Annotated in this window: 26 protein-coding genes; 12 read left to right on the top strand and 14 right to left on the bottom strand. The window is 69.1% G+C overall.

Going from position 1 to position 25,602, the window contains the following annotated elements:
* The first annotated feature begins 60 nt into the window (after positions 1–60).
* The 5 genes from EXE47_RS14485 (at position 61) to ftsY (ending at position 3,706) form a co-directional block, all read left to right on the top strand.
* Positions 61–1,038: an ABC transporter ATP-binding protein gene (locus EXE47_RS14485; protein WP_086219605.1), complete on the top strand. Its 978-nt coding sequence runs from the start codon at positions 61–63 to the stop codon at positions 1,036–1,038.
* Entirely contained in the window at positions 1,035–1,850 is an 816-nt protein-coding gene (locus EXE47_RS14480; protein ID WP_086216356.1) for an ABC transporter permease subunit, read from the top strand. The genes EXE47_RS14485 and EXE47_RS14480 overlap by 4 nt, the downstream gene beginning before the upstream one ends.
* Before the next feature lie 126 nt (positions 1,851–1,976).
* Positions 1,977–2,153 carry a 50S ribosomal protein L18Ae gene (gene rpl18a / locus EXE47_RS14475; RefSeq protein ID WP_049929511.1) on the top strand — a complete coding sequence of 59 codons (177 nt, stop codon included), beginning with the start codon at positions 1,977–1,979 and terminating at the stop codon, positions 2,151–2,153.
* A complete protein-coding gene (gene pfdA / locus EXE47_RS14470) occupies positions 2,153–2,611 on the top strand; it encodes a prefoldin subunit alpha (RefSeq protein ID WP_049929512.1) in 459 nt (152 codons plus the stop codon). The genes rpl18a and pfdA overlap by 1 nt, the downstream gene beginning before the upstream one ends.
* 15 nt (positions 2,612–2,626) lie before the next feature.
* Positions 2,627–3,706 (top strand): signal recognition particle-docking protein FtsY, encoded by a 1,080-nt coding sequence (gene ftsY / locus EXE47_RS14465; RefSeq protein ID WP_089307627.1) that lies wholly within the window; start codon positions 2,627–2,629, stop codon positions 3,704–3,706.
* Positions 3,707–4,482: 776 nt separating this feature from the next.
* On the opposite strand, the gene EXE47_RS14450 is transcribed toward ftsY, so the two are convergent.
* The 6 genes from EXE47_RS14450 to EXE47_RS14425 all read right to left on the bottom strand — a co-directional run bounded on the left by EXE47_RS14450 (position 4,483) and on the right by EXE47_RS14425 (position 11,019).
* A complete protein-coding gene (locus EXE47_RS14450) occupies positions 4,483–5,517 on the bottom strand; it encodes a tyrosine-type recombinase/integrase (protein ID WP_089307628.1) in 1,035 nt (344 codons plus the stop codon).
* The gene (locus EXE47_RS14445; protein WP_049929516.1) at positions 5,510–5,890 is read right to left on the bottom strand and encodes a DUF5805 domain-containing protein; all 381 of its coding nucleotides are present in this window, start codon (positions 5,888–5,890) and stop codon (positions 5,510–5,512) included. The genes EXE47_RS14450 and EXE47_RS14445 overlap by 8 nt, the downstream gene beginning before the upstream one ends.
* A gap of 414 nt (positions 5,891–6,304) precedes the next feature.
* Positions 6,305–7,210: a hypothetical protein gene (locus EXE47_RS14440; RefSeq protein ID WP_089307629.1), complete on the bottom strand. Its 906-nt coding sequence runs from the start codon at positions 7,208–7,210 to the stop codon at positions 6,305–6,307.
* A 100-nt stretch (positions 7,211–7,310) separates the two neighbouring features.
* Positions 7,311–9,218, bottom strand: a complete 1,908-nt coding sequence (locus EXE47_RS14435) for an alanine-zipper protein (protein WP_089307630.1) — start codon at positions 9,216–9,218, stop codon at positions 7,311–7,313.
* Between the two features lie 93 nt (positions 9,219–9,311).
* Positions 9,312–10,145: an MBL fold metallo-hydrolase gene (locus EXE47_RS14430; protein WP_089307631.1), complete on the bottom strand. Its 834-nt coding sequence runs from the start codon at positions 10,143–10,145 to the stop codon at positions 9,312–9,314.
* A gap of 220 nt (positions 10,146–10,365) precedes the next feature.
* Positions 10,366–11,019: a TrkA family potassium uptake protein gene (locus EXE47_RS14425; protein WP_086216363.1), complete on the bottom strand. Its 654-nt coding sequence runs from the start codon at positions 11,017–11,019 to the stop codon at positions 10,366–10,368.
* A gap of 202 nt (positions 11,020–11,221) precedes the next feature.
* Here EXE47_RS14425 and EXE47_RS14420 point away from each other — a divergent pair, with 202 nt between their 5' ends.
* The 6 genes from EXE47_RS14420 (at position 11,222) to EXE47_RS14400 (ending at position 15,750) form a co-directional block, all read left to right on the top strand.
* Positions 11,222–12,676 carry an APC family permease gene (locus EXE47_RS14420; protein ID WP_049929521.1) on the top strand — a complete coding sequence of 485 codons (1,455 nt, stop codon included), beginning with the start codon at positions 11,222–11,224 and terminating at the stop codon, positions 12,674–12,676.
* Positions 12,677–12,680: 4 nt separating this feature from the next.
* Positions 12,681–13,334: a TrkA family potassium uptake protein gene (locus EXE47_RS14415; RefSeq protein WP_049929522.1), complete on the top strand. Its 654-nt coding sequence runs from the start codon at positions 12,681–12,683 to the stop codon at positions 13,332–13,334.
* Positions 13,335–13,587: 253 nt separating this feature from the next.
* Positions 13,588–14,073, top strand: a complete 486-nt coding sequence (locus EXE47_RS14410; protein WP_089307632.1) for a hypothetical protein — start codon at positions 13,588–13,590, stop codon at positions 14,071–14,073.
* Positions 14,074–14,209: 136 nt separating this feature from the next.
* Positions 14,210–14,350, top strand: coding sequence for a hypothetical protein (locus EXE47_RS18525; RefSeq protein WP_155120025.1), 141 nt, complete (start codon positions 14,210–14,212; stop codon positions 14,348–14,350).
* Positions 14,351–14,472: 122 nt separating this feature from the next.
* Entirely contained in the window at positions 14,473–15,216 is a 744-nt protein-coding gene (locus EXE47_RS14405; protein WP_049929524.1) for an SDR family NAD(P)-dependent oxidoreductase, read from the top strand.
* A 120-nt stretch (positions 15,217–15,336) separates the two neighbouring features.
* A complete protein-coding gene (locus EXE47_RS14400) occupies positions 15,337–15,750 on the top strand; it encodes a universal stress protein (protein WP_086216367.1) in 414 nt (137 codons plus the stop codon).
* Between the two features lie 97 nt (positions 15,751–15,847).
* Here EXE47_RS14400 and EXE47_RS14395 read toward each other — a convergent pair whose 3' ends face one another.
* The 5 genes from EXE47_RS14395 to EXE47_RS14375 form a co-directional block, all read right to left on the bottom strand.
* Positions 15,848–17,221: a glutamate-5-semialdehyde dehydrogenase gene (locus tag EXE47_RS14395; RefSeq protein ID WP_137708473.1), complete on the bottom strand. Its 1,374-nt coding sequence runs from the start codon at positions 17,219–17,221 to the stop codon at positions 15,848–15,850.
* Entirely contained in the window at positions 17,205–18,080 is an 876-nt protein-coding gene (gene proB / locus EXE47_RS14390; protein WP_086216369.1) for a glutamate 5-kinase, read from the bottom strand. The genes EXE47_RS14395 and proB overlap by 17 nt, the downstream gene beginning before the upstream one ends.
* Positions 18,073–18,849, bottom strand: a complete 777-nt coding sequence (gene proC, locus EXE47_RS14385) for a pyrroline-5-carboxylate reductase (protein WP_080508529.1) — start codon at positions 18,847–18,849, stop codon at positions 18,073–18,075. Before proC ends, proB begins: the two co-directional genes overlap by 8 nt.
* 88 nt (positions 18,850–18,937) lie before the next feature.
* Positions 18,938–19,972, bottom strand: coding sequence for a glycosyltransferase family 4 protein (locus EXE47_RS14380; RefSeq protein WP_089307634.1), 1,035 nt, complete (start codon positions 19,970–19,972; stop codon positions 18,938–18,940).
* Positions 19,973–20,006: 34 nt separating this feature from the next.
* Positions 20,007–20,873, bottom strand: a complete 867-nt coding sequence (locus tag EXE47_RS14375) for a hypothetical protein (RefSeq protein WP_049929532.1) — start codon at positions 20,871–20,873, stop codon at positions 20,007–20,009.
* A gap of 119 nt (positions 20,874–20,992) precedes the next feature.
* Here EXE47_RS14375 and EXE47_RS14370 point away from each other — a divergent pair, with 119 nt between their 5' ends.
* On the top strand, positions 20,993–22,006 hold the full coding sequence (locus EXE47_RS14370) for a lysylphosphatidylglycerol synthase transmembrane domain-containing protein (protein WP_089307635.1): 1,014 nt from the start codon (positions 20,993–20,995) through the stop codon (positions 22,004–22,006).
* 9 nt (positions 22,007–22,015) lie between these two features.
* On the opposite strand, the gene EXE47_RS14365 is transcribed toward EXE47_RS14370, so the two are convergent.
* From EXE47_RS14365 to EXE47_RS14355, 3 genes are all read right to left on the bottom strand, one after another.
* Positions 22,016–22,480, bottom strand: coding sequence for a hypothetical protein (locus EXE47_RS14365; protein WP_089307636.1), 465 nt, complete (start codon positions 22,478–22,480; stop codon positions 22,016–22,018).
* Between the two features lie 63 nt (positions 22,481–22,543).
* Positions 22,544–24,280, bottom strand: a complete 1,737-nt coding sequence (locus EXE47_RS14360; protein ID WP_089307637.1) for a DUF2070 family protein — start codon at positions 24,278–24,280, stop codon at positions 22,544–22,546.
* On the bottom strand, positions 24,281–25,345 hold the full coding sequence (locus EXE47_RS14355; RefSeq protein ID WP_089307638.1) for a glycosyltransferase: 1,065 nt from the start codon (positions 25,343–25,345) through the stop codon (positions 24,281–24,283).
* Positions 25,346–25,602: the final 257 nt, after the last annotated feature.

The following is a 25,602-nucleotide window of genomic DNA, read 5'->3' as shown; positions in this document are numbered from 1 at the left end:
CCGCTTCGCTTCGCGAACCTCACTCCCACATTTAAGAGCTACAGCGGAGTTGAGGACGGTATGCCCGCTATCGAGTGCCGCGGCCTCTCCAAGTACTACGGCGACGTCCGGGGGATCGAAGACGTCTCCTTCACCGTCGAGGACGGCGAGGTGTTCGGCTTCCTCGGCCCGAACGGCGCGGGGAAGACGACCGCGATCCGCACGCTGTTGGGGTTCCTGTCGCCGACGGACGGCGGCGCGACGCTCCTCGGGCGCGACGCCACGGACCCGGTCGCGTCGCGTCGCGCACGCGAGCGGATCGGGTACCTCCCCGGGGATCCGGGGCTCGACCGCGACCGTACGGCCGGCGCGTTCTTAGACCACCAAGCGGCGCTCCGCGGGGAGTCGAGTCGCGACCGCCTCGTCGAACGCTTCGGGCTCGACGAGTCGCGCCGCATCGGCGACCTCTCCCGGGGAAACCGGCAGAAGGTCGCGCTGGTGGCCGCGTTCATGCACGACCCGGAACTCCTGTTGCTCGACGAGCCGACCTCCGGACTCGATCCGCTGCTTCAAGAGGAGTTCGCGGGCCTCGTCCGCGAGCGCGTCGGCGACGGGGCGAGCGTCCTCCTCTCGTCCCACGTGCTGGGCGAGGTGGCGGCGTTGTGCGATCGCGTCGGCGTCCTCCGAGAGGGGCACCTCGTCGCGGTCGAGTCGGTCGCGGACCTCCGCTCTCGCGGCGGCAAGCAGGTGCGGATCCGCGTCGCCGAAGACGTCGATCGCGGCGACTTCGAGCTCCGCGGGATCATGAATCTGCGCGTCGGGGAGACCGTCTCGTTCACGTGGACCGGCGAGTACGACGCGCTGGTCGACCTGCTCTCGAGGTACACCGTCCTCGACCTCGACGTCGTCGATGCGCCGCTCGAAGAGGCGTTCATGACGTTCTACGACGGCGACGTTCCGGGACCGATCGGCGGCGGCGAGCGTCAGGAGGCCGAGGCGTCGACCAACCGCGGAGCGCACGCGGATCCGACCGCCGAATCGGGGGGTGACGAGCGATGAGCGACCGCGCGACCCCGTGGCTCGCGATCGCACGGTACGACGCCGCCGGCCGGGCCCGCGGAACGGTCGTGCTGACTGGCCTGCTCTCCTCGTTCCTGTTGGTGTTCCTCGCGTTCTTCCCGTCCCTGGCGACCGCGGACGTCGACCTCGACGCGTACGTCGAGGCGTTCCCGCCCGCGGTCCGGGAGGCGTTCGGGATCATCGCCATCTCATCTATCGAGGGCTTCCTCGCGGTTGAGTTCTACCAGTTCGCCTGGCTCCTGCTGGTCGGGCTGTACCTGGCGTACCTCGCCGGCGGGACGATAGCGGGGGACGTCGCCTCCGGTCGCATGGACCTGACGCTGTCGGCGCCCGTCGCGCGACGTGACGTCGTGATCGGTCGGTTTCTCGGACTGGTTCCGCTCGTCGTCCTCCTCAATGTCGTGCTGCCGGTCGTCGCGTACGTCGGCGTCGTCGCGGTCGGCGAGACGATCGCGGTCGAACGCCTCGCGGCGGTCCACGCGCTCGCGGTGCCGTATCACGTGGCGTGCGTCGCGGCGGGTATCGCCGTCTCGACGCTGCTCTCGCGGCCGGGGGTCGCTCAGCGGGTCGCGCTCGGGGGACTGTTCGCGCTGTTCATGTTCGACTCCCTCGTCGCCAGCACCGACTACGCCGCGGCCGGGAACGTCAGCCCGACGGCCCACTACGACCCCTCCGCGGTGTTGGTGTTGGGCGAGTACGACCTCACGGGCGCCGCAGTCCTGCTCGCCGCGACGGCCGTCCTCCTCGCGATCGCTATCGTCCGATTCCGCCGCGCGGACCTCTCGGGATGACCTCCCTCGGCACACGATTTCCGTGACGCGACGCCGTGACGGCCGTCGTCGCGGGCGGTCCGCGATGACGCGGCCGCCTGTCGCCTTTTAGGAAGATACTTCCCTGTCCCTGCCGGATCGGGGAACATGAGTACCTACACGGTGAGTGGACGGTTCCAGAGCCGAGACGGCGACCAGCCGTTCACGAAGGACATCGAGGCGGAGAACGAGGACCTCGCCCGCGAGCGGATCTACACCACGGTCGGGAGCCAGCACAACCGGAAGCGCACCCAGATCGAGATCGAGGAGGTGTCCGAGGCATGATGGGCGGCGGACAACAGCAGCTCCAGCAGCTCTCACAGGAGATCCAGGCGCTCGACGAGGAGATCGAGGCCCTCGAAGGCGAAATCGCCGACTACCGCGAGGAGAAGGCCGACATCGACGACGCCGTCGAGGCCATCAAGACCCTCGACACGGGCGCGACCGTTCAGGTCCCGCTCGGCGGCGGCGCCTACCTCCGCGCGGAGGTCCAGGACATCGACGAGGTCATCGTCTCGCTCGGCGGGAACTACTCCGCGGAGCAGGAGCAGGGCGACGCGATCGACGTCCTCCGGCGCAAGCAGGAGGCGCTCGACGACCGGATCGAGGAGACGCAGGAGGAGGTCGACGAGCTGGAGTCCGAGAGCGACGAGCTCGAACAGCAGGCCCAGCAGATGCAACAGCAGATGCAGCAACAGCAGATGCAGCAGATGCAGCAGGCCGAGGAAGGCGACGGGGAGTAAGACGGAGACTATACCGTGTTCGACGGACTGAAAGACAAGCTCTCCGGCTTCCGCGAGGACGTCGAGGAGTCGACGGAGGCCGAGGAGGACGAGGCCCCGCCCGAGGAAGCGACGACCGCCGAGAGCGGCGCCGACGCGACCGCGGAATCCCGTTCGGCGGTCGACGGCGACGCGGGCGGTTCGGACGAGTCGTCGAACGACGACGAGCCGAGTACCTTCCAGCGCGCGAAGGCGTTCGCGACAGGGCGCATCATCATCGAGGAGGAGGACCTCGAGGAGCCGCTGTGGAACCTCGAGATGGCGCTGCTCGAGAGCGACGTGGAGATGAGCGTCGCCGAGCAGATCCTCGACAGCGTCCGCGAGAGCATGCTCGGCGAGTCCCGCAAGCAGGTCGAGACGACCGGCGAACTCGTCGAGTCTGCGCTCCACGACGCCCTCCTCGACGTCATCGCCGTCGGACAGTTCGACTTCGAAGAGCGGATCGCCGAGGCCGACAAACCCGTCACCATCGTCTTCACCGGCGTCAACGGCGTCGGGAAGACGACGAGCATCGCGAAGCTCTCCGAGTGGCTCGGTGACCGAGGCTACTCATCCGTCCTCGCGAACGGCGACACGTACCGCGCGGGCGCGAACGAGCAGATCCGCGAACACGCCGACCGGCTCGGCCGCGACCTGATCAGCCACGACCAGGGCGGCGACCCGGCGGCCGTCATCTACGACGGCGTCGAGTACGCCGAGGCGAACGACGTCGACGTCGTCCTCGGCGACACGGCGGGGCGGCTCCACACGAGCGACGACCTAATGGCGCAACTGGAGAAGATTGACCGCGTCGTCGACCCGGACATGACGCTGTTCGTCGACGAGGCCGTCGCGGGGCAGGACGCGGTCAACCGCGCGAAAGAGTTCAACGACGCCGCCGCGATCGACGGCGCAATCTTGACGAAGGCCGACGCCGACTCCTCCGGTGGCGCCGCCATTTCGGTCGCGTACGTCACCGGGAAACCGATCCTCTTCCTCGGAACCGGGCAGGGGTACGACGACATCACGCGATTCGACCCTGAGGCTCTCGTCGAGAGCCTCCTCGACGAGGAGTGACCGTCGGGCGGACCGCGCCCACTCTTTCCTTTCGGTCGCCTGAGCCGTTCTCCGCGCTCACCGCACCCGGAGCGCCAGCTCTCGAAGTGGGCGCTCGCGGGGTGGTAGTCTGGTTCGACGCCCGGCGGCTCCGGCGGTACGGGGCCGCCGTCGCTCCCCGCGGGCGAGAGCTTCTCGTACCAAGGCCCGGCTGGGCCGCGGTACGTGTCGACGCAGTCGACGAACCGGTTGCGCCGCTCGCGGAATCGCTCGGCGGCTACGTCGCCGCCCCGGTCGCGGGCGCGCTCCCCGAGCGCCGCGGCCGCGCCGGTCCCTTCCGCGAGCGCCCAGCCGTACCGCTCGCCGGAACCGGGTACCGGCTCGCGGTCCGCCGGCGCCGCCGCGAGGTACGGGGCTACGTCGCGAGAGCGGTCGCCGAAGCCGTTCGCCGCGCGGGACAGCCCCGGGGTCCGACACAGAGGATGGCGGTGACCGCCGTCCCGGCGAGGACGGACAGGCCGGTGAGGGCGGCACTCTCAGGAGCGCCATCGCCGTTGCTTCACCGTCTCCCGACATGTGAGTGACGCGGTGCTTCGCCGTCAGTCGACACGCGGACCGTTCGAGCGGCGGGCCGCGCCGTCGACTATTTTCGGAAGGGTTCAGCCCACCGTGCTCGTGTGCGACCACCCCGGTATCTTCGCGACCGGCCCCACAGTTTGGATATAGCCATATACGATTTACGTGGCTGCGCTCGAACGAAACGAGTCGCTACTGGGACGACGAAATTGGAACCACTCTCACGCGAAGAGTCGGTAGACGTTCGCCTCGTAAACCTCCCGGACCTGATCCCCCCAGTTGTGCGTGTACGTGTCGATCACGTCGTCGGCGACATCGCCGCGGAGGTACTTCACCACTCCGCGGTCGCCGGTTCTGTCGCGGAGGTGCGTCGTGAAGAAGTGGCGGAAGTAGTGGGGCGTGACGTTCTCGTCGGCGCCGCCGCCGGTCCGGTACCACCCCTCCTCGCGGGCGTGCCGCTCGACGACGTGTCTGACCGCCTGCGGTTCCAATCGTTCCCCCCATCCCTCCGCGGTGCCGACGAACAGCGGCTCAGCCGGCGACGGCGAGTCCGGACGCACCGCGAGCCACGCCTTCAGCGCTCTGCGGAGTTCGTCGTCGACCGGGATCACCGTCCCGCGCTTCCGTTTGTTCGCGGCCGTTCGCACCTCCCCGTTCAGCTCCTCGCCGACGGTCGCCTCGGCGGTCACGAAAATCGAGTCCGGCCGTTCGGACAGCGCCGGGCGTCCCCCGAGCGAGTACGCCGCGTTGAGGAGGTCCGGGTCGCTGACCGACAGGTCTCGCAGGTCGAGGTTACACAGCTCGCCGACCCGCATGCCGGTCTTGAGGAGCGTCACCACCAGCGCGCGGTGGAGCGGGTGCCGGATTCCGGCGACGAACGAGCGCATCGCAGGGACCGAGACGTCGCGGCGGGCCGGGTCCTTATCGACGGTCTCGTCCATTTCCTCCATCACCAGCGTCATCGGGTTACCGTCGAAGGCCTTTACCTCCGTCATGTACCCGTAAAACCGGTGGAGGTACGCCGCGTACGTCGCGACCGTGCTGTCGGCGACGTCACCCCGCAGCGAGTGGACGAACGCCATACAGTCGCGGTGCGTCGCGGCCTCCGGATCAACGTCGTCCAGGAACGCCTCGAACCGCCGGAGGACGCGCTCGTACGCCGCCCTGGTCCGGTCCGTCTTTCCGTGGTAGGTGAGGTCTTCGAGGAAGTAGCCGACGGGGTCGTCGGGGTCCGGAGACGCTCTCGCGCTACTCATCGGTCAACACGTACCCCCCTTCTCGGCCGCTGTACCGGATCCGATTGCGCTCCTGTAGCTCGTCGAGGGTCTCCTCCAGTTCGTCCTCCACGTCGCCGACCACCGCTTGGACGAGTTCGTCCCACGAGCGGGGCCCCGATTCGAGAGCCGCGTGGACGCGCTTTTCGAGGTCGCTACCCCCGGGGTCGGCGGGCTCGGAAGGGGGCTCCTCCCGACCTTCCGATCCGGTCGGCGCGAACCCCCTCCGCCCGGCCTGAACCATCGTCCTGACGAACTCGCTCAGCGACATGTCGAGCTCGTCGGCGTGGTCGCGCCACACGTCCTTCTGTTCCGTCGGCACGTACGTCTTCACCGACTGTCGATCGCCTCCCATCGTTCTCGGACGACCGTTCTCGCTGCCGTGACTTCAATCTATCCTAGATTTCTGGATAAGTGACTTTATCTCAGTGAGCAGGACCACATTTTGGCCGGGTTGAGTTTATTATCCAACTCTCTAGCACCATTAGTTCCAACCACTAGTTATACAATCCAAGATATTCGATTGGGACACGCGATTCCCAACGGACGGCAATGTGAATCTGATCGGCCCCGGATGTCGTCCGTCGGCCCAATCGCTTTCCCCGCTCTGCGCGAGCCGTTCGGTGCGGCGACGAGAGTCGTAGTGCGAGAACGCTGGGGTAACTGGCGATAGTACTCGGCGGGTGCGGGTTCGAAACGGCACACATCGGCGCCGGACGTCGTCGCGACTCGAACGCGTACATCTCATGCCGCTATACTATCTCTGGTATCAGACGCGGATCTCCGAGTCGGCCGCCTCTCGTTCGAGCGCCCGGAGGACGCGGGAGACCGAATCGTCGGTCTCGGCCGCGTTACGCATCAGGACCGTCTCGCTCGGGAAGAGGTGTTCCCCGACGGCGAGTCCGTGTTCGCGCGCCGTCGAGCCGGTGACGGTGAGGTAGACGCCGAGACCGACCCTGGCTATCGCCGCCTCCTCCTCCTCGTCGGCCTCCGGGTAGACGAACTCCACCCCGTCGAGCGCGTCGGTCCCTAACACGGCAGTGACGAGGCGCTCGTACCGCGGCGAGATACACAGTGACCCCTCGTAGTCGGCCAGATACGCGCGGTCGTACGTCTCTCCCGGTCTGCGTCGGTCCTCGCGTCCCATCAGCGTGTGGTACACCGTGTCACCGAGACCGGTCACCACGCGCACGTCGGTGTCGACCGGGTCGATCCGGTCGTTGATGTCCGAGATGTCGCCGAGTCCGCCCCCTCGGATCCCGACGACCTCCTCTAAGACGAGGTCGGCGGAGTCGAATCCGAGCGCGAACTCGTGGGTTCGGAGCGCACGGAACGGTTCCTCGCGGCCGACGAGCTTGACCGTCACGTCGCCGAGATCCACTGTGGCGGCGTCGAACACGATTCGCCGCGGCTTGCCGTCCCGGTCGTCGCGCAGCAGCGTGTACTCCGGTTCGGCCGCCGTCGTCGGGTCAGAGTACTCCGCGAGCCGCTCGTACGGGCCCTCGTCGGCGTCGACCGACCCCTTCGTGACGGCCTTCTCGTATCGGAGCGTGTTGCTCACGCCGTCCGCGAGCCGGTCGAGGCGGTCGTCGCTCGCGACGGTCGCGATCCGCTCTAAGACCGCTTCGAGCGGGCGCCCCTTCCGGGGCACGGCGACCGGGACCGGGTCTGTCATTGCCCCATCTGCGACCGCGCGCGTAAAACGGGTTGCGTTTTTCAACCGGGGTGCCGCCGACGGCGTTCGGTGTCGCCGCTCGATCGTCGAAACGGAGCGACTACGGGCCGAACGCCTCGTTGAGCCGGGTACGGAACTCGTCGAGCTCGTCGAGGTGGTCGTTGATCTCATCTAGCTCGGCGGCAACGTCGTCGAGGTCCTCTCCGAGCCGGTCCTCGATGTCGGTGAGCCGGCTGTCCACCTCCGCGAGGTCGTCCCACAGGTCGTCGAATTCCTCGTCGAAGCGGTCGAGTCCGGACTCCACGTCGTCGACGCGCTCCGCGACGCCGGCCGCGCGGTCCTCGGCGCTTTCGGCCCGCTCTTCGGCGTTCTCGGCCCGTTCGGCCGCCCTGTCGACCTCCTCGTACAGCGTCTCCACGTCGTCGCCCAGGTCGTCGACCGTCTCCGCGGCGGCGTCCGCCGTCCCCTCCACCCGGTCGACGTCGTCGGCGAGGTCCTCGACGTCGCTCTCGACGGCCGCGACGCCGTCTCGGACCGACTCGACGGTTTCCTCGACGGACGCGACCTCGTCCTCCACGCCGCGCACGTCACCTTCCACGCTGCGAACGTCGTCTTCGACCGCCTGTACGTCGTCTTCCACGCCGCGCACGTCGTCTTCGACCGCCTGTACGTCGTCTTCCACGCCGCGCACGTCGTCTTCGACCGCATCGAGGTCGGTCTCGACGGTCTCCACGCGCTCGTCGACCGCATCGACCGCGTCGGAGGTCGACGCGACCGCGGAGTCGACGCGGGCGACGTCCGACTCGATCTCCTCGCGATCGTCTTCCGCGTCGTCGAGGCGATCGTCGAGGGCGTCGACCTCGGACTCGACGGCGTCCACACGCTCGTCGATCCCGTCGAGGATCTCTCGGGCGGTCCCCTCGCCGTCGATGAACTCCGCGAGCGCGTCGGCGTACGCCTCGATGTCGGCCACGCTCGACTGGAGTCGAGCGATCCGCACGTCGACGCTGCGCGGCACGCTCGCGTCGAACGCCCTCTCGATGGTCTCGATGTCCTCCTCGTCGGCCGCTCCGGTGCGGATCTCGGCCGCTAACGCGGCCGCGAGGCCGCCTTCGCCCGGAAGACTCGCCTCGTCCGTCTCGTCGGCTTCGTCGGTTTCGTCGAGTTCGTCGGCTTCCGTTCCGTCTTCGTCGGCGACTTCCGGCTCGTCTTCGACGGCCGACTCGGCGGCTGTGTCGTCTGTTTCGGGCGTTTCGTCGGGCTCATCGGCAGGGGTTGTCTCTTTGGCTCCGGCCTCGGGTTCGACCGCGGCGCCGACCGATTCCCCCTCATGTGGGGACACCGCGGCCGTCCCGTCGTCGGCGACCGTTCGCGGCTCGGGGGTGTCGGGCTCAGGATCGGCCTCGGTTTCGGGGCCGGCGGCGGCTTCCGTGGCGCTCTCTGCCTCCGGTTCCGGTTCAGGTTCCGGTTCCGCCGCGGGTTCCGGGCCGGGATCGCGGGCCGAGGCGCCCTCACCGGACTCCGCGGGGTCTCCCGCCAACAGTTCGTCCTCTTCCGCCATTCCGGGGAGCGTCGCGCGGTCGCCGGAGAGCACCTCTCGGACGGCGTCCGTGTCGCCGGCGCCGAGGACGTCTTCGATCTCCTCGCCGACCGGCACGTGTTCGATCACCGGCGTGCCGAGGAACCCGTCGAGGTCGGGGTCGTCGTCGCGGATCCCGAACACCGTCTCGACGGTCTCGTCGGGGTCTATCACCCGTTCGAACTCCACGCGGTGGTCCTTGTACGCGGTCCAGTTCTCGCTCTCGTACTCCGGGTGGAACCCCACTCGGTCCATCGGGAACGACTCCGGGATCCGGTCGACGATACGCACCCGTACGGGGTCCTCACGGTGTGAGGAGAGGGTGTACATCACCGCCGGCACGGGGAACGCGTCGTCCGTGAAGGATTTCTCGACGCGGATGCCGTCCTCGTCGACGGTCGTGGCCGCCTCCGCCGTCCGTTCGCTCATACTCCACGGTCCCGGAGCAGGGGCTTAAATTCCACGGGCCGGGTTTCGCCGGTGATAACCGATACGCCGCGAAAACGGCCGCTCAGCTCCCGTCTACAGGTCTATTCGATCGCCGATCTCCACGATCTCCAGCCGATCCGGAGACTCGTAGCTCCGCACGTGGTCGTGGAGCGCGGTCGGGTCGGCGGTCAGCCCCTTCCACATGTCCCAATGGGTCGGGACGAGGCGGTCGAGGCCGAGGTCGTTCGCGGCCGTCGCGATCTCGTTCTCGTCGCTGTACCACTTCGTCTGAACCGGTTCGCCCGTCTCCTTGTCCGGTATCGTGCCCTCCGAGCCGAACGCCAGGATGCCGAGGTCGATGTCGAACCGCTCCGCGAGCCCCTCGAACGTCGGCGACGGCTTGCTGTCCCCGGCGTGGAACACCGTCCCGGCGTCGTGTTCGATCACGTAACCCACCGGATGCGTGGCGTCCGCGTCGCGGGTCTCGACGACGTGAACGGTGAACTCGCCGATCCGCAGCTCGTCGCCCTCCGTCACCTCGGTGAACTGGGCGTCGTCGACCGCGTACTCGTCGGTCCACCGCTCCTCTTCGCGCGCGACCGCGAGCGAGTCGTCGGGCGCGACGAGGTCAGCGTCCGCGTTGGCGAGGATCGGCGCCTGCGAGGGCCCGTGAACGTGATCCGTGTGCTCGTGGGTGGCCAACACCGCGTCCGCGACTTCGACGTCCTCGGGGTCGAAGGGAATCGGGATCATCCGTACCGTCCGCGGCGGGTCGCCCGTGCCCACGTACGGGTCGATCCAGAGGACGGTCCCCTCGCTCCCCTTGATCGCGAAGCCGTTACAGCCCAGGTACCACAGCGCCACCGTGTCGGGGTCGGCGTCCGCGACCGCGCGCGGCAGCCAGTCGCCCCAGTCGGAGTCGGTCATACCCCGTGCTGCGTGAGCGCCGGGGGTAATAATTCCGGAGTGGGTCGGATTCGCTCGGGTGCGTCCAAATTTGTCGGACGCGCGAAGCCGGAATGTCGTTTGAGACGGAACTCGTGAATCGTATATCGCTATATCAAATCTGGGCGACGAGCGACGAGAAACACCCAGTCACGAACGGGCCCTGAGCGGTCGCGACGGCGGTCGCGGCCGTCGGGCGAGGTCACCCGCGAAAGAGTTTGACGACCTCGTCGACGACGTCCGACTCGACGGCGAGGATATACTGTTGTGACGGTTCCAGCAGCGTGTCGGGACCGGCGAGCGACTCTCGGTCCGACGTGGAGATGAGGAGACTCCCGGCCGGAAGGGCGATCTCGTCGAGCCGGCGTCCCGCGACGGGGGCGGACTCGGAGACGGTCACCTCGATGATGTCGAGGTCGGCGGTGGGGAACACGAGCGTTCGGATCTCTTCGCCGGTGAGCATATCGGCCGCGTGGTCGCCGCCGAGCGACTGCGGTAGCAGCGTGGCGTCGACGACCTCGCCGTGTTCCTGTTCGGTCCGCGACTCCGACCTGGCCAGGGTCCGGATAGCCGGCGCGAGGTGGTGCGCGGTCATACAGATCTCCGTGTTCGTCTCCGTCTCGTCGGTCAGCGCCGCGATAGCGTCGGCGTTTCGGAGATCCGCCTGCCTGAGGATCGACTGTTCGGTGGCGTCGCCGTGGATCACGGGGCCAAGGTACGCGTCGGACAGCTTCTCGACGCGGTCCGCGTCCACCTCGATCAGCAGCACCTCGTGGCCCTGTTCGGTGAGGTTCTCCGCAGTCTGGAGTCCGACTCGCCCGCCGCCGGCGATGACGAATCGCTTTGACTGGGTCATCGTGTCGTCCCTCGGCTTCCGACGGCTTTAATCCGGGCCGGATTCCGGCCCTCTGGAACAACTACCAGCGCGCTGCCGCCGGGCGGGCGTATCAGGCCCCGCCACGATTCCGCGACTCCCGAATTCACCCGGGGTATAAAGTGACGAGAGTACCAGTTTCGGGGCGTACGATGGACGATACGGGAATCGGCTTTCACGACCGATGAGCGGAAGCGAGACTCGTTCTCCGGAAGCCGAGCTCGGACTGCTCGACGCGACGATGATCGGCATGGGGGCGATGATCGGTGCCGGCATCTTCGTACTGACCGGACTGGCCGCGGAAATCGCCGGTCCGGCGGCGATCGTCGTCTTCGCGCTCAACGGGGTCGTCACCGCGTTCACCGGCCTGTCGTACGCCGAACTCGCCAGCTCGATCCCGAAGAGCGGCGGCGGGTACGCGTTCGTCCGGGAGATATTCGACGACCTCTCGTCGTTCATCATGGGCTGGATGCTCTGGTTCGCGTACATGATCGCCGGGGCACTCTACGCGCTGGGATTCGCTCCGAACTTCCTCGAACTGCTCCACGTCTACGGGGCCGTCGCTCCGCCGGAGGAGGTCGGTGACGTCATCCTTCCCGTCGTCGGCGCGCAGGTCAGCCCGGGCTTCCTGCTGGCGTTCGTCGCCGTCTTCGTGTTGGTTGCGCTCAACGCCGTCTCAACGGCCGCCAGCGGGAAGGCAGAGACGGTGTTCACGATAATCAAGGTGAGCATCCTCGTGGTGTTCGTCGCCTTCGGGCTGGCGTCGCCGATGTTCTCGGGCGCCGAGTTCCAGCCGCTGTTCCCCGCGGGCGGCGGAGCGGGAGCGGTCCTACCGGCGATGGGGCTCACGTTCATCGCCTTCGAGGGGTACGACCTCATCACGACCGTCACGGAGGAGGTCAAGAATCCCCGGGAGAACATTCCGAAGGCGATCTTTGTGAGCCTCGCCGTGACCGTGGTCGTCTACCTGGCCGTGGTCACCGTCGCCGTCGGAACGCTCGGGGCAGAGGGGCTCGCGGAGGCGGGGGAGGCCGGGATCGCCACGGCGGCGACCTCGTTCATGCCGACCGGGCTCCCGATCATCCGGAACGGCGGCGCGCTGGTCGTCTTCGGCGCCGTGTTCTCGACGCTGACGGCGCTAAACGCAGTCGTGATCGCCTCTTCGCGGGTCGCGTTCTCGATGGGACGCGAGGGGCAGTTGCTCCCCTCGTTCGGCCAGATCCACCACCGATACGGGACGCCGTTCGTCGCGATCCTCGCGAGCGCCGTGGTCATGTTGGGCTCCGTCGCGCTGCCGACGCAGAGCGCGGGGAACATGTCGAGCCTCTTCTTCCTGCTCTCGTTCGTCATCGTCAACGTCGCCGCGATCAGGCTGCGACGCGAGCGACCCGACATGAACCGTCCATACGAGATGCCGTTCTATCCGGCCCCGCCGCTGATCGGCATCGCGCTCAACCTGGTCTTGACCGGGGTGCTCGTGGAGTACCTGCTGCGGACGGACCCGTTGGCGCTAGCGCTCAGCGCGGCGTGGATCCTGCTCGGCGGCGCCGCGTATCTCGCGCTCAACAGACTGCGGGCGGAACCGGACGCGGACTCGGCGGCGGCAGACGCGACAGCCATTCCGGAGACGGAGGACTGAATCCATGACGAGTTCACTCGACATCGTGATCGCGGGCGGCGGACGTGTCGGCTTCCAAACGGCTGAGCTACTCGCAGACCACGGCCACGAGGTGACGATCGTCGAGCGGGACGAAGACGTCGTCTCCGAGATCGCAGACGAGTACGTCGCCACGGTGATCCGCGGCGACGCGACGAACCCCGACATCATCGAGCAGGCCGGCGTCGAACGGGCGGACGTCGTCGCGGCGCTCACCGGGGAGACGGGGCTCAACCTCGCGGTCTGTCTGGCCGCCAGGGAGCTCTCTCCGGGGACTCGGACGGTGGCTCGCATCGACCGGGCCGCCGGCGAGGCGTACACGCGGTTCGTCGACGCGGTGTTGTTCCCGGAGCGAGCAGGTGCCCGCGTGGCGGCGAACGAGATCGTCGGTGACGACGTCCAAGCGCTGACGGACGTGACGGGCGACCTCGACATCATGCTCGTCCGCATCGCGGAGGGAGCGCCGGCCGCCGGGAAGTCGCTCACGCAGGTCCGGTTTCCGGACGGTACCCTGGTCGTCTCCGCCGCGGACGCCCAACAGGTCGCCCGTCCCGACACGACGCTCACGCCGGGGAAGCGCTACGTCGTCGCCGTCGAGCCCGGCGTGGCCGACGAGGTGATGAACCTCCTTCAGGGGTGAGCAGGACCGACGTGTACGCCGGCTCCCAGTGACACTCTCTCCACGGGGACGTTCGGGCGGCGCGTGTGTCGTTGCGGCGACGGCCCTCTCGGGTCGCTGTCAGCGTGGGCGACGGATTGAAGCGCCGTCTGACCGTTGCTAAGCTGTATGCGTGACGACGACCTCGGAGCAGGCGGAGCGGCCGCCGACGCCGCGACCGACCCGGCCGAACCTGCCCGTCACACGACCGTTCGGGACGCCGAGTGAGCGTCCGATGGCAGTCCGTGCGCTACGTTCTCTCGTCGCTATCCTCGTCGGACCGCACGAGCTCGCGCACGCGGCGGTGGCGCGACTGGCCGGCATGCCCCCCGAGATCACGCTTCTCCCGGAACACGCGAGCGGGATTCCCTTGGGGCAGTTCGACGCGACGATTCCGCCGTCGACGTCGACGAGCGTCATTCGGGTCTGCGCGCTCGCGCCGCTCCCGATCAACCTCGCCGTCGCCGTCGGAGTGGGGACCGCGCTGCCGGCGGACTCCCCGCTCGCGGTCGCGTTGTTTCCGCTGATCGCGTACTGGGCCACGCTCTCGGGCGGGGACGTGGCCGTCGCGGCGAACCCGGTGGCGGCGCGGAACGCGGGTCGGTTTCGCGCGCCGGGACGGTGGTGGCAGACGGTCGCGTCGCTCCTGCTCGTGCCCCCAGTGGCGGTCGCCGTCGCGGTGTCGCTGCTCGTCGACCTCCCACCGCCGGTCTCCCCCTAGCGGCCACTCCGCCGGACCCGCGTCGGCACCGGTCGCGTAACGAGCGGTCGGCCGGCTGCGAGGGCCTTTCGCGGTCGATACGGGCCGATCGCGACCGAGGATTTAATCCTCCGCAATTAGTATGCTATACTGTACCATGTGTCACGGACGCACTCCGCGAGAGTGGACGCGAGACGAAGAGGCGACGACCGAGGAGACCGCCGAAGACCCGTCGCTGTCCGAACCCGACGAGGCGACGGACGTCGAGATCCTCACGGACGGCGGCGACGACGAGTAACCCGGCGGTCGACTCGCCGGTCGCCGTCGCGCCACTGCTTTTTCGAGGCGATGCCGACCACCGACCGCCGACGCCGCGATCCGTGAGGAACGCTTAGGAGCGATCCGGTACATGGATCCCGCATGGAGCTACGCCCCGACCTGAGCGGACGGACCGCCCTCGTGACCGGCAGCGCGAAGCGCGTCGGCCGCGAGCTATTGCTTTCGATCGCCGACTGCGGCGCCGACGTCGTGGTACACTACAACGAGAGCGAGGCGGCGGCGACCGCCACCGCCGAGGAGGTCCGCGAGCGAGGCGGGACCGCAGTCACCGCTCAAGCCGACATCACCGACCCGGACGCCGTCGACGAGCTGTTCGACACGGTGGAGGCCGAGGTCGGGTCGGTCGACATCCTCGTCAACAACGTCGGCGACTTCGACGCTCGCCACTGGAGCGACATCGAGTGGGAGTCGTGGCGGAACGTGGTCGAGACGACGTTCTACGGCACGGTGCTCTGCTCGCGTCGGGCCCTGCCCGCCATGCGCGACCAGGGGTGGGGCCGAATCGTGAACCTCGGCTTCGCCGACAGCGACCGGATGCACGCCCACCCCGTGAACTTCCCCTACTTCGTCGCGAAGACGGGCGTGCTCATGTTCACGCGGATGCTGGCGGCGGACACCAGCGACGACGGGATCACGGTCAACGCCGTCTCGCCGTTCGCCGTCTCGAACACCGAGGCCGGCGTCGAGGACTTCCCCCGCGGCCGCCCGGCGGGCTTCGAGGACGTCGCCGCGCCGCTCCGGTTCTTCCTGAGCGACGCCGCCGCGTACGTCAGCGGCGAGAACGTCGCCGTCGACGGCGGGCGACTGCCGGAGTTCGACGCCTGACTGGGAGGACTCCGGCCCGTCACGGTGGCGCCCGCGCCTCCGGCGGGCGACGAGCGGGGCGAACGGACGACCGACCTCGACCGGAGCAACGGTTAATATTATCTGACACGTGAGAGGCGTATGGCTATTCTCGCTGCCATCAGCGACGACGACCGCTACGAGGCGGTGATCGAGACCGCGGCGCGGCTGGCCCAGGCGACCGGTCAGTCGCTGACGGTCGCCCACGTCATCAGCAACGCGAGCGCGTCTGGGGCGGAGCGGAGCTTCCGCGACGAGATCGAGTCGTTCGTCGAGGATATCGGCGTGGGGACGACGGTCACGCTCGAACATCTCGACCGGAGCGGGCTTCGGTCCGGAACGGCGGTCGGGAAACAGCTCGTCGATATGTCGGACGACGTCGCCGTCGAGCACATCGTGATCGGGCACCGGTCGAAGGGCCAGTTGGCGTCGCTCCGAGAGGGGAACACCGCGTTCGCCGTCGCCGAGGGAGCATCGGTGCCGGTGACGATCGTCCCCGGCGCGACGGGCGAGTGAGCGACTGGCACGGGTCGGCTGCCCGCCCCTCGCGGTCCGCGCAGTCACGGGCCGACCGACTGGCGGCGATCGGACCGACGGGGTATCGGCGCCGTCGCTATCGCGTCGACAGCGAGCCCGGCGTCCACTCGGCACCGTCGAGCTCGCGGTGCGTGAACGGGACCGCGTCCTCGCCGCTGTAGCTCGCGACGAGGTGGCCGTCGCCCTCGAGGTAGTACTTGTACGTGGTGAGCCCCGCCAGTCCGACCGGCCCGCGGGCGTGGATCTTGCCGGTCGAGATGCCGACCTCGGCGCCGAGCCCGTAGCGGTAGCCGTCCGCGAACCGCGTCGACGCGTTGTGGAACACGCTCGCGGCGTCGACGCCGGTCATGAACGTCTCGGCCGTCTCGGCGTCCTCGGTGAGGACCGACTCGGTGTGTTTCGATCCGTGGTCGTTGGCGTGTTCGACCGCGGCGTACACGTCGTCGACGACGGCGATCGACAGTTCGAGGTCGCCGTACTCGGTGTCCCAGTCGTCGTCGGTCGCGGGCTCGATGTCGACGACCTCGCGGGTCCGCCGGTCGCCGCGCAGCTCGACGCCGGCCGCCTCGTACCGCTCGACGAGACCGGGGAGGAACGCGTCGGCGACGGACTCGTGGACGAGCAGCGTCTCGACGGCGTTACACACCGCCGGGTACTGGACCTTCGCGTCGAAGGCGACGGCTTCGGCCATCTCCAAGTCGGCCGCCTCGTCGACGTAGACGTGGCAGATCCCCTCGGTGTGTCCCAACACGGGGATCTGGGTGTTCTCCTGAATGTAGGAGACGAACTCCGAGGAGCCGCGCGGCATGACGAGGTCGACGCGGTCGTCGAGTTCGAGCAGGCGGTCGACCTCCTCGTGCGCCTCGATGAGCGCGGCCCAGCCGTCGGGCAGGTCGGCGGTCGCCTCAGCGATCGCCTCGTACAGCACGCGGTTCGACTCGCTGGCCTCGCTGCCTCCTTTGAGGACGACGGCGTTGCCGGACTTCAACGCGAGCGCCGCGATCTGGACCAGGGCGTCGGGCCGCGACTCGAACACGGTCGCGACGAGGCCGATCGGCACGGCGACCCGGTACAGCTCCAGGTCCTCGTCGAGCTCGCGCGCCGCGAGCGTCTCCCCGAGCGGGTCGTCCTGTGCGGCGACCGACTCGACCATCGAGGCGATCTCCTCGATCTTCGTCTCGTCGAGCTTCAGGCGGTCGACTAAGGCCTGCGTGTACTCCCCCTCGGCGAGCATCCGCTCCGCCTCCTCGACGTCGACCGCGTTCGCGTCGAGTATCTCGGACTCGCGCTCGCGGATCGCGTCGGCGATCGACCGGAGCGCCTCGTTCCGCGTCGCCTCGTCGGCGTTCGCGAGCCGGAGCGCGGCGCGTTCGGCCCGCCGGGCCAGCTCGTCGGTGTCGGCCTCCACGTCGGTGTCCGGTTCCGTGTCGGTGTCACTCATCGTCGTCACCAGTCTCTGGCACGAATAGCGTGCCCGTCGGCTTACCCGCTACGATCCGCGCTAACACGTCGCGCTCGGCGGAGCCCGCGATGATCGCTGGGATCCCGTTGCGGCTCACGTCGTGGGCGCCCTCCACTTTCGTCCGGATCCCGCCGAAGTCGGTCGCGGTGCCGTCGCCGACGATCTCGCGGAGCCGCTCGTAGCCGTCGTCGACCGCCTCGATCAGCTCGGCGTCCGCGTCGCGCTTCGGGTTCCCGGTGTAGACGCCGTCGACGTCGGTGAGCGTCACGAGGAGGTCGGCGTCGAGACCGATCGCGATCGACGCCGACAGCATGTCGTTGTCGCCGATCCGGAGCTCGTCGGTCGCCACCGCGTCGTTCTCGTTGACCACGGGGACGACGCCCCACGACAGCAGCTTCTCGACGGTGTTGGTGAAGTTGTCGAACCGCTCCGGCGCGTCGAGGTCCGTGCCCGTCACGAGGATCTGCGCCACGTCCTGGTCGAACCGCTCGAAGCTCTGCGTGTAGTGGCGCATCAACAGCCCCTGTCCGACCGTCGAGAGCGCCTGGCTCTCGGCGATCGAGTCGACCCCGTCGCGCGACTCCGGTCCCACGTCGAGCCGTCCGGTGCCGGCGCCGACCGCCCCCGAGGAGACCAACACGACCTCGGTGCCGCGCTCGCGGAGGTCCATCACGTCGGCGACGAGCTTGTCGAGCTTCACGCGGTCGAGCCGGGAGTCCGCGTCGGTCAGGGAGTTCGTTCCGGCCTTGACGATCACCCGGTCCGCGCCGGCCGCCTCCCGCCGAGCGGCCTCAACGCGCTCGGGGTCTGCCGTGCCGACTCGCTCGACGCTCGCGTCCTCAGGCATCGTCGAAGGCCTCGGCGAGCTCTCGAGAGCGACGCTCCGCGGCCGCGACGGCGTCCTCGACCGCCTCGTCGGCGTCGCTGTCCCAGAGCACGTCCATCCCCTCGATCGTCGTCCCGTTGGGCGAGCAGACCGCGTCGATCAGCTCGTCGACGCTGCGGTCGTCGCGCAACACCGTCTCCGCGGCGCCCTTGAACGTCTGGGCGGCCAGCGTCTCCGCCTGCTCGGGGTCGAGTCCGCTGTCGATCCCGCCCTGCTTCATCGCGTCGATCAGGTAGAAAGCGAACGCGGGGCCGCTGCCGTTGACGGCGGTCGAGACGTGCATCAGCGACTCGTCGACCTCGACGAACTCCCCGACCGCGTCGAGCATCTCGCGGACCTCGTCGGTGAGGCCCGCGTTCGTCGCCGCCGCGGCCATGTCACCCGTCTCGGCGGCGAGGTTGGGCATGATCCTGACGACCGGCGCGTCCGTGCGCTCGGCGACGAACTCGCGGGGGAGCCCCGCCGCCAGCGTCACGAGCTGCTGGTCCGCCCGGAGGTCGAGGTCGTCGAGAACCGCCGGCGCCACGTCGGGCTTCACCGCGAGGACGACGATGTCGGCGTCGCGCGCCGCCGCCACGTCCTCGGTCGTCTCGTCGACGGCGTCTTCGATCGCGGCGAGCGCCTCGGGGTCGAGGTCGATCGCCGTGAGGTGGTACCCCTCCGCGCGGGCAAGCCCCCTGAGCAGGGCGCCGCCCATGTTCCCGCAGCCGATAACGCTCACACGAGTCATTTGGCTCTACGGAGTCGACCGGAGGACATACCAACTGCGGTTTTCGCAAGTTTCCGCGAACGGCCGCCGATCGGCCGCTCCGGACCGCTCAAACGAGATCCGCGTACAGCGAGCGGTACCGGTCGGCGATCGCGTCGAGCGAGAACTCCTCACTTCGCGCCGCGGCGTTGGCACCGAGTCCCGCCCGACGGTCGGCGTCGCGGAGCTCGTCTAGCGCGTCGACGAAGCCCTCGACGTTGTCTCCGGGGGCGTCAGTGACGTCCGCGCTCGCGGCGCCGTCTCCACCGCCCTCGCTGCCCACCTTCAGACATTCCTCGCCGTCTTCCAGCCACGAGAACGTCTCGATGTCGCGCACGACGAGGGGTTTCCCGGCCGCCATCGCCTCCAGCAGCGCGATCCCCTCGTTCTCCTCGTGGGTCGGGAAACAGAACACGTCGCCCGCGGCGTACGCGCCTCGGATGTCGTCGACGAACCCCGTGAACGTACAGTTCGACGGCGCCTCGTCGATGAGCCGCTTCGTCTCGCGGCCCTTCAGCGATCGGTCGACGTGGCCGAACCACGCGAAGTCGACGTCCGGCATCCGATGGGCCGTCTCGACGAACGTCTCTAACCCCTTCCGCTTGATCACGTGGCCGACCATGAACACCGTCGGCGGGTCGAGGTCGTAGCGCTCGCGGTACTCCGCTTCCAGCGACTCGAAGCCGTCGAGCTTCTCGCGGTCGACCCCGTTCGAGACGACCGTCGTCGGCACGTCCGCGTACCCGCGGATCACGTCGCGGTTGTACTCGGAGGGACAGACGAGCCGGTCTGCGAGCCCGTACGCGCGCCGGAGGTACGGCTTCAGCGGTCGCGCGAGCGCGTTCGTGAACCGGAAGCTGTCGCCGAAGTCCTCGGCGGTGACGTGGGTGTGCGCGACGACGGGCACGCCCGCCTTCCGGGCGCGCCGCGCGTACCAGACCGAGCGCGGGCCCATCAGATTGAGGTGGAGTACGTCGGCGTCCAGCGTCGGCTCCGTGGTGTACTCGATCCCGACCCGGTCGAACATCTTGCGCTGGTGGTCGACGGACGCGGCCATCCCGCCGGTGACGTGCTCCTCGAACTCGAAGTAGTGGCTGACCTTCATCGGAGACACCGGCGGTGGACCCGGTTGGAGCCGATCACTCGACTTCCAGCCACGGGACCTCCATCAGCGCGGGGATGTACGTCTCGATGTGGTGTTCCCAGACGCCCTCCTCGCCGAACGCCTCGCCGTGGTCGGCGGTGACGACGACGTCGCCGTCGAGTTCCTCGACGAGCTCCGAGACGCTCTCCAAGGCGATCCGGAGGTTCTCCTCGTACATCGACAGCGCGGTCACGCGCGTGCCGTCCGTCACGAGGTCCTTCGGGTCGAGTTCGAGCCACAGCCCCGCCTTCTGGGCGAACTCGCTGTCGTCCAGCCGGCTCTCGATCTTCGGCCGGACTGTGTCGCTGAGCGAGGAGAGCAGTCCGCCGTCGTCGTCGCCGCCGTCGCTCGCCTCCTCTTCCCCCTGCTCTCTGATCCCCTTCTGGATCTGCTTGAGCTTCTGCCCCTTCCCGCGGGAGAGGTAGGGAGCGTGCGGCTGCATGTAGTGGAGGACGGTGCGGTCGGCGCGCTCGACCGCGTCGAGGTTGTTCCGGTACGCCCGGGTGAGCCCCTCCGGCGGGACGGTGCCGAGATCGTCGTCCCACTGGGTCTTCCAGACGTCGTGGATGTCGCTGATGTGCTCGGAGGCGGTCCACTCGTAGTCACAGCTGGCGCCCCACTTGAGCTCGTTCAGCGGGATCCCGAGGTCGTTGATGAACGGGTTCCCGGAGAAGTACGCGATGTCGTGTTCGCCCGTGAACGTGCGGTAGGCCCACTCCGGCGTCGACGACCCGACGCTCTCGCGCTTTTCGAGCGTCCCGTCGAGGTACTCGTCGTACACGTCGGCGAACACGTCGTACCGGCACGCGTCGAGCACCAGACAGTAGTCCCAGTCCGACTCGAGGAACCGCTGATCTTCCATTGGGTGAGTCGTCGGCCCGCCGGTACGTATGTATTCCCATTCGGCGCCTCCGGGGTCGAGAGGGCCGCGCGGCGGCCGCGAAGCAGACGTTTCAAGTTCGCTACCGACCCACCCCGTCTATGGAAGGCCCACAACGGCGCGCGCTAATCTTGGGGGCTGGCGGCGCGGTCCTCCTCCTCGCGGTGCTTTTCGTCGTCGTCGGGGTCGATCGCGTCGTCGACGCGCTCGCCCGCGCCGACCCGGCGCTCGTTGCCGCGGCCGCCGGACTGGGACTCTGCTGGCTCGCCGCGTGGAGCCTCATGCTGCGCGCGGTGTTGGGCGCGCTCGACGTCGAGATGTCCGTCCCGACCGCGTTCCTCGTGTACAGCGGCGCCGCGTTCGCCAACAACGTCACCCCGTTCGGGCAGGCCGGGGGCGAGCCGGTCGCCGCCGCGCTCATCTCGAAGGTGGGCGAGGCGCGCTACGAGACGGGGCTCGTCGGCATCGCGAGCGTCGACGTGCTCAACGTCGTCCCCTCCGTCTCGCTCGTGTTCCTCGGCGTCGGGTCGTACGCGGCCACCACCGCGGTCGGCGACCGCGTCGGGTTCGCCGTCGCGAGCGCGGTCGGCCTGATCGCCGCGATCGTCACGGCGATCGCCTTCATCTGGCGCTACCGCACCGCCGTCGTCGACCGCGTCCCCGGCGCCGTCGGGCCGTTCCTCGGGCGGTTCGAGCGTTTCGACGCCGAAACGATCGAGGCGGGGCTCGCCGACCGGCTGGGGAACTTCTTCGCCGACATCGAGCGCGTCGGCACGGACCGGCGGCGGCTCCTCGGCATCGTCGCCCTCTCGCTCGTCGGGTGGCTGTTTCAGGCGGCCGCGCTCACCGTCGCGTTTGCCGCGGTCGGGCACCCGGTCTCGCCGTTGATCCCCGTCTTCGTCGTCCCGCTGTCGTACGTCGCGGGCGCGACGCCGCTCCCGGGCGGACTCGGCGGCATCGAGGCCGCGCTCGTCGGCCTCCTCGTGCCCACGACCGGGGTCGCCGCGTCCGCGATCACCGCCGCGGTCCTGGTCTTCCGCGGCGCGGTCTACTGGCTCCCGATGGTGATCGGCGGCGCGTCGGCCTCCGCCCTCGGGGTCAAGGCGTTCGAGTAGCGCGGGTCGTCACGGCCGATCCGTTCGTCTGCGCACTGCCGCGCCGGCGACGAATGCCGCGCTCCCGAGCGTGAGAGCGACCACGAGAGCGACGACCGGGCCGATCCGGAGCCCGGTCAGCAGTTCGGCGCGGGGACGCAGAGCGACGACGGACGGACGCGGGACCGCGTACCCGCCGTCGCCGAGCGTATCGCCGCGGGCGAGCGCAGCGAGCGGCGGGACGACGAAGACCCAGGTCGCGAGGAAGACGGCTCCCCAGCCCACGAGGAGGCCGCCGCGACGTCGTCCGGCGTCCCCGGCTGCGCCGACCGCGACGGCGATGAGGGCCGCCCAGAGGGGATAGCGTCCGGCGGCTCCCGTCGGCTCCCACGGGAGGACGACGAGGAGCGAGGCGGCGACGAACGCGGCCGCGACGACGCCGAGGGCGCGTTTCGGCGTCCGATCGGTGCTGAGGAGGAGGGTCCGGGAGACCATATCGGGGTCTCGGAGCGAGCGCACAAAAACGGCGGGTGCGGCTTCGCCCGGAGTACCCCAGTCTCAGAAGAAGAGCCACAGCACGAGCAGCACGTACAGCGTCACCAGGGCGATGATCGTCAGGCGGATGAGGATGTTGACGCTGAACACGAGCCCGTTGTAGTCATTTTTCAGCAGCTTCACCGGCTCCGTCCGTCGGCTCGCGAACCCCACGGTCGCGGGCGCGACGTCGTCGACGGCGCGGTCGACCGCGCGCTCGATGGCGTCGAGGTCGGACTCGCGCATGTTGGCCAGCTCGTGGATCGACGCGTGGGTGTCCGTCGAGAAGGGGATCACGGCGTCGAACTCGTCGCGGTACGCGTCGGCGGTCGCCCGCACGTCCGGGGTGAGGCCGTTCGTGTCGACGCCGATCCAGAGCACCTCCTGTCCGTCGACGGACTCGACCATCGCCAGCGCGTTCTGTGCGGTCCGCGTCACCGCGAAACCGGCGGCGTAGCCGTCGGCGAGGTCGGCCGTCGCGAGCCGGTCGCGGAAGTCGTCGAACGCGCGCTTCAGCCGGTCGGCCTCGGCGGAGCCGTACTGTATCTCCACCTCGGGGCCGTTCTGGATGTCGTGTCTGTGCTGGTCGATCAGCAGCACCTCGTCGTGGTCCACGTCGCGCATGAACACGCCGGTGTCGTAGTCGTCGATCCCCTCGCCGTGGAGGACGATCACCTGCCGGTCGCCGATCCGTCGGCCGTGGAACCTGACGTCCGCGTACCCCTCCCGCTCGCCGTACGACTCGGTGACGAGCCGCGAGACTCGCTCCGTCCGGTCCGGGTCCGCGACCGCGTCGAGGATCCGCTCCGCGTCCGCCGGGTCCGAGAGGTCCTCCTTGTGGGTACACGGGACGTGGAAGAAGAAGCCGGCGTCGCCGTCCGCGGCGGCTCCGCCGTCGGCCGCGACCGCGGCGCGGTCGGTCGCGCCGTCCTCGCCCTCCCGAGCGCCGTTCAGCGCGTCGATCAGGTTCCCGCTTAGCTGGCCGCCGCCGAACCCGCCGAGCGGACCGGGGTGGACCCACGGCGCCGCGACGGTGAGCCGGTCCCCGTTGTCGACCGCGAACGTCTCGACCGCGGGGCGGGCCTCGACGCCCAAGTCGAGCGACTCGCGGTCGTTCCGGAGCAGTCCGGAGGTGAGCGCGAACGCGGAGACGTCGGTGTTGCTCCGGATCAGGTAGTCGACGACGAGGAGCACCAACACGAGGAACCCGGCCGCGATGAGCAGCGACGCGAACGCGAACACGTGGCGGTACGTCGAGAAGCCGAGCTCGCTCCCGCCCAGCGCGTAGAAGGCGGCGATGAGCAGGGCCGGCTCGGCGAGCGACGCGAGGAGGATCCGGTCGGAGCGGTCGATCCCCGTCGAGACGACGAGCACTAGGATGTTGAGCAGGTACAGCGTGATGAAGCTCAGCCAGATGATGCTCCACGCGTTCCCGACGTTGTCCGCGCCGGAGAGCACGAGCGCGTACACGAACAGGACGAACTGCGAGGTGAGCGCGAGGAAGTAGCTCCACGGCCGCGGGTAGCCGTCGAGGACGCGGGGGAACAGCTCCGCGGCGACGACGAACGGGACGAGGAAGATGAGGACCGCCACCGGCACGATCCGCGACGGGTCCAGAGCGAACGGCGTGAAGACCGTTATCGCCGCGACCGTGGCGACGCCGTACACCCCGCTCAGAAGGACGAGCGCGGCGGCCTGAACCCGGAGCCGCGGCACCGAGAACACGAGCCGCTGGAAGGCGTCGACGTTGTCCGCGCCCATCTAGCCGGTCACCCCGTAGATCGATTCGAGCTCGTCGACGGTCTGCTCCACCGAGAACCGCTCGACCGCCGCGCGGGTGTCCCTGTCGCCGTCGAGGCAGTCGCGGACCGCGCGCTCCATGTCGTCGAGGTCGTCCAGCGCGAACCGCGCGCCGTTCTCCGGACCGATCGTCTCGTCGAACGGCGCCACGTCGGCGGCCGCGACCGGGGTGCCGCAAGCGTTCGCCTCCAGCGTCGAGAGCCCGAGCGTGTCGCAGGTCGAGGCCGTGACGAAGACGTCGAGCGCGGCGTAGAAGTCGGGGAGTTCCTCCCGCGGGAGGAAGTCGTGGAACCGGACGTTCGCCGGGGCGTCCGCCTCCAGCTCCGCCCGGACCGGCCCTTCGCCGACGAGTTCGAACCGCGCCTCGGGGAGCCGCGCCGCGAGCCGGAGAATCTCGTCGACGTTCTTCTTGCGGGTCATCCGACCGCTGTACCCGACGACGGGCCGGTCGTCTCCGTTCGGTCCCCCGTCGGCCGCCAGCGAGTCCGCGCCGGCGTTCTCGCGGGGGCGGAACCGGTCCATCTCGATGCCGACCGGGAGCCGGTACGGCTTCACGTCGCGGCGGATCCGCGAGGTCGAGGCGGTGACGCAGTCGAACGCGTTCAAAAAGCGGTTCTCGTAGGCGACGTACGCCCGTCCCGCGAGCGCGGCGAGCCGTTCGGACTTGAGCCCCTGGACGAAGTAGTCCTCCACGGGGGTGTGATGGGTGTACACCGAGGTGGCGCCGTACCGCTTCGCGTACCGGAGCCCCATCAACCCAGTCGACGCCGGGCCGTGACAGTGGACGACGTCGAGGTCGGGGAGCGTCGAGAGGCGGCGGTAGGTGGGGAAACGGTACTGCCGGTAGAACGGGTTCGGCAGCGAGCGGACCGGGATCTCGCCGTCGTCGGGCTCGTGGCTGCTCGCGGGGTAGACGACGTACACGTCGTGGCCCCGCGCTTCGAGGCGCTCGCGCCACGCCTGTATGGTGTAGGTGACGCCGTCGATCCCGGGGAAGTAGCTGTCTGTGAAGAAGCCGATGTTCATGGTGGCGTCTGTCGGTCGTGCGGTCGCGGTCGGCCGCGGCCGCCGGGGCGGACTCGGCGCGGAGGGGACGAGCCGGGTACGTCGGCCGCGGAGGGGGTTGCCGGGGCGGCCGGGCCGACGAGGGGTACCGATGCCACAGTTATTCGCCGAGTTCTCCACCTGACCGCTTCAACATTTTCATTTCCGAAGCGCGGCGGGCGCAGCGCTGTCGAGGTGGCTCTGACCCCGACCGCTTAATCCCCGGGCGCTCGAACCGC

The organism is Halorubrum sp. GN12_10-3_MGM (assembly GCF_005435235.1).
Taxonomy (GTDB): Archaea; Halobacteriota; Halobacteria; order Halobacteriales; family Haloferacaceae; genus Halorubrum; species Halorubrum ezzemoulense.
This window is presented reverse-complemented; position numbering and strand designations above follow the sequence as displayed.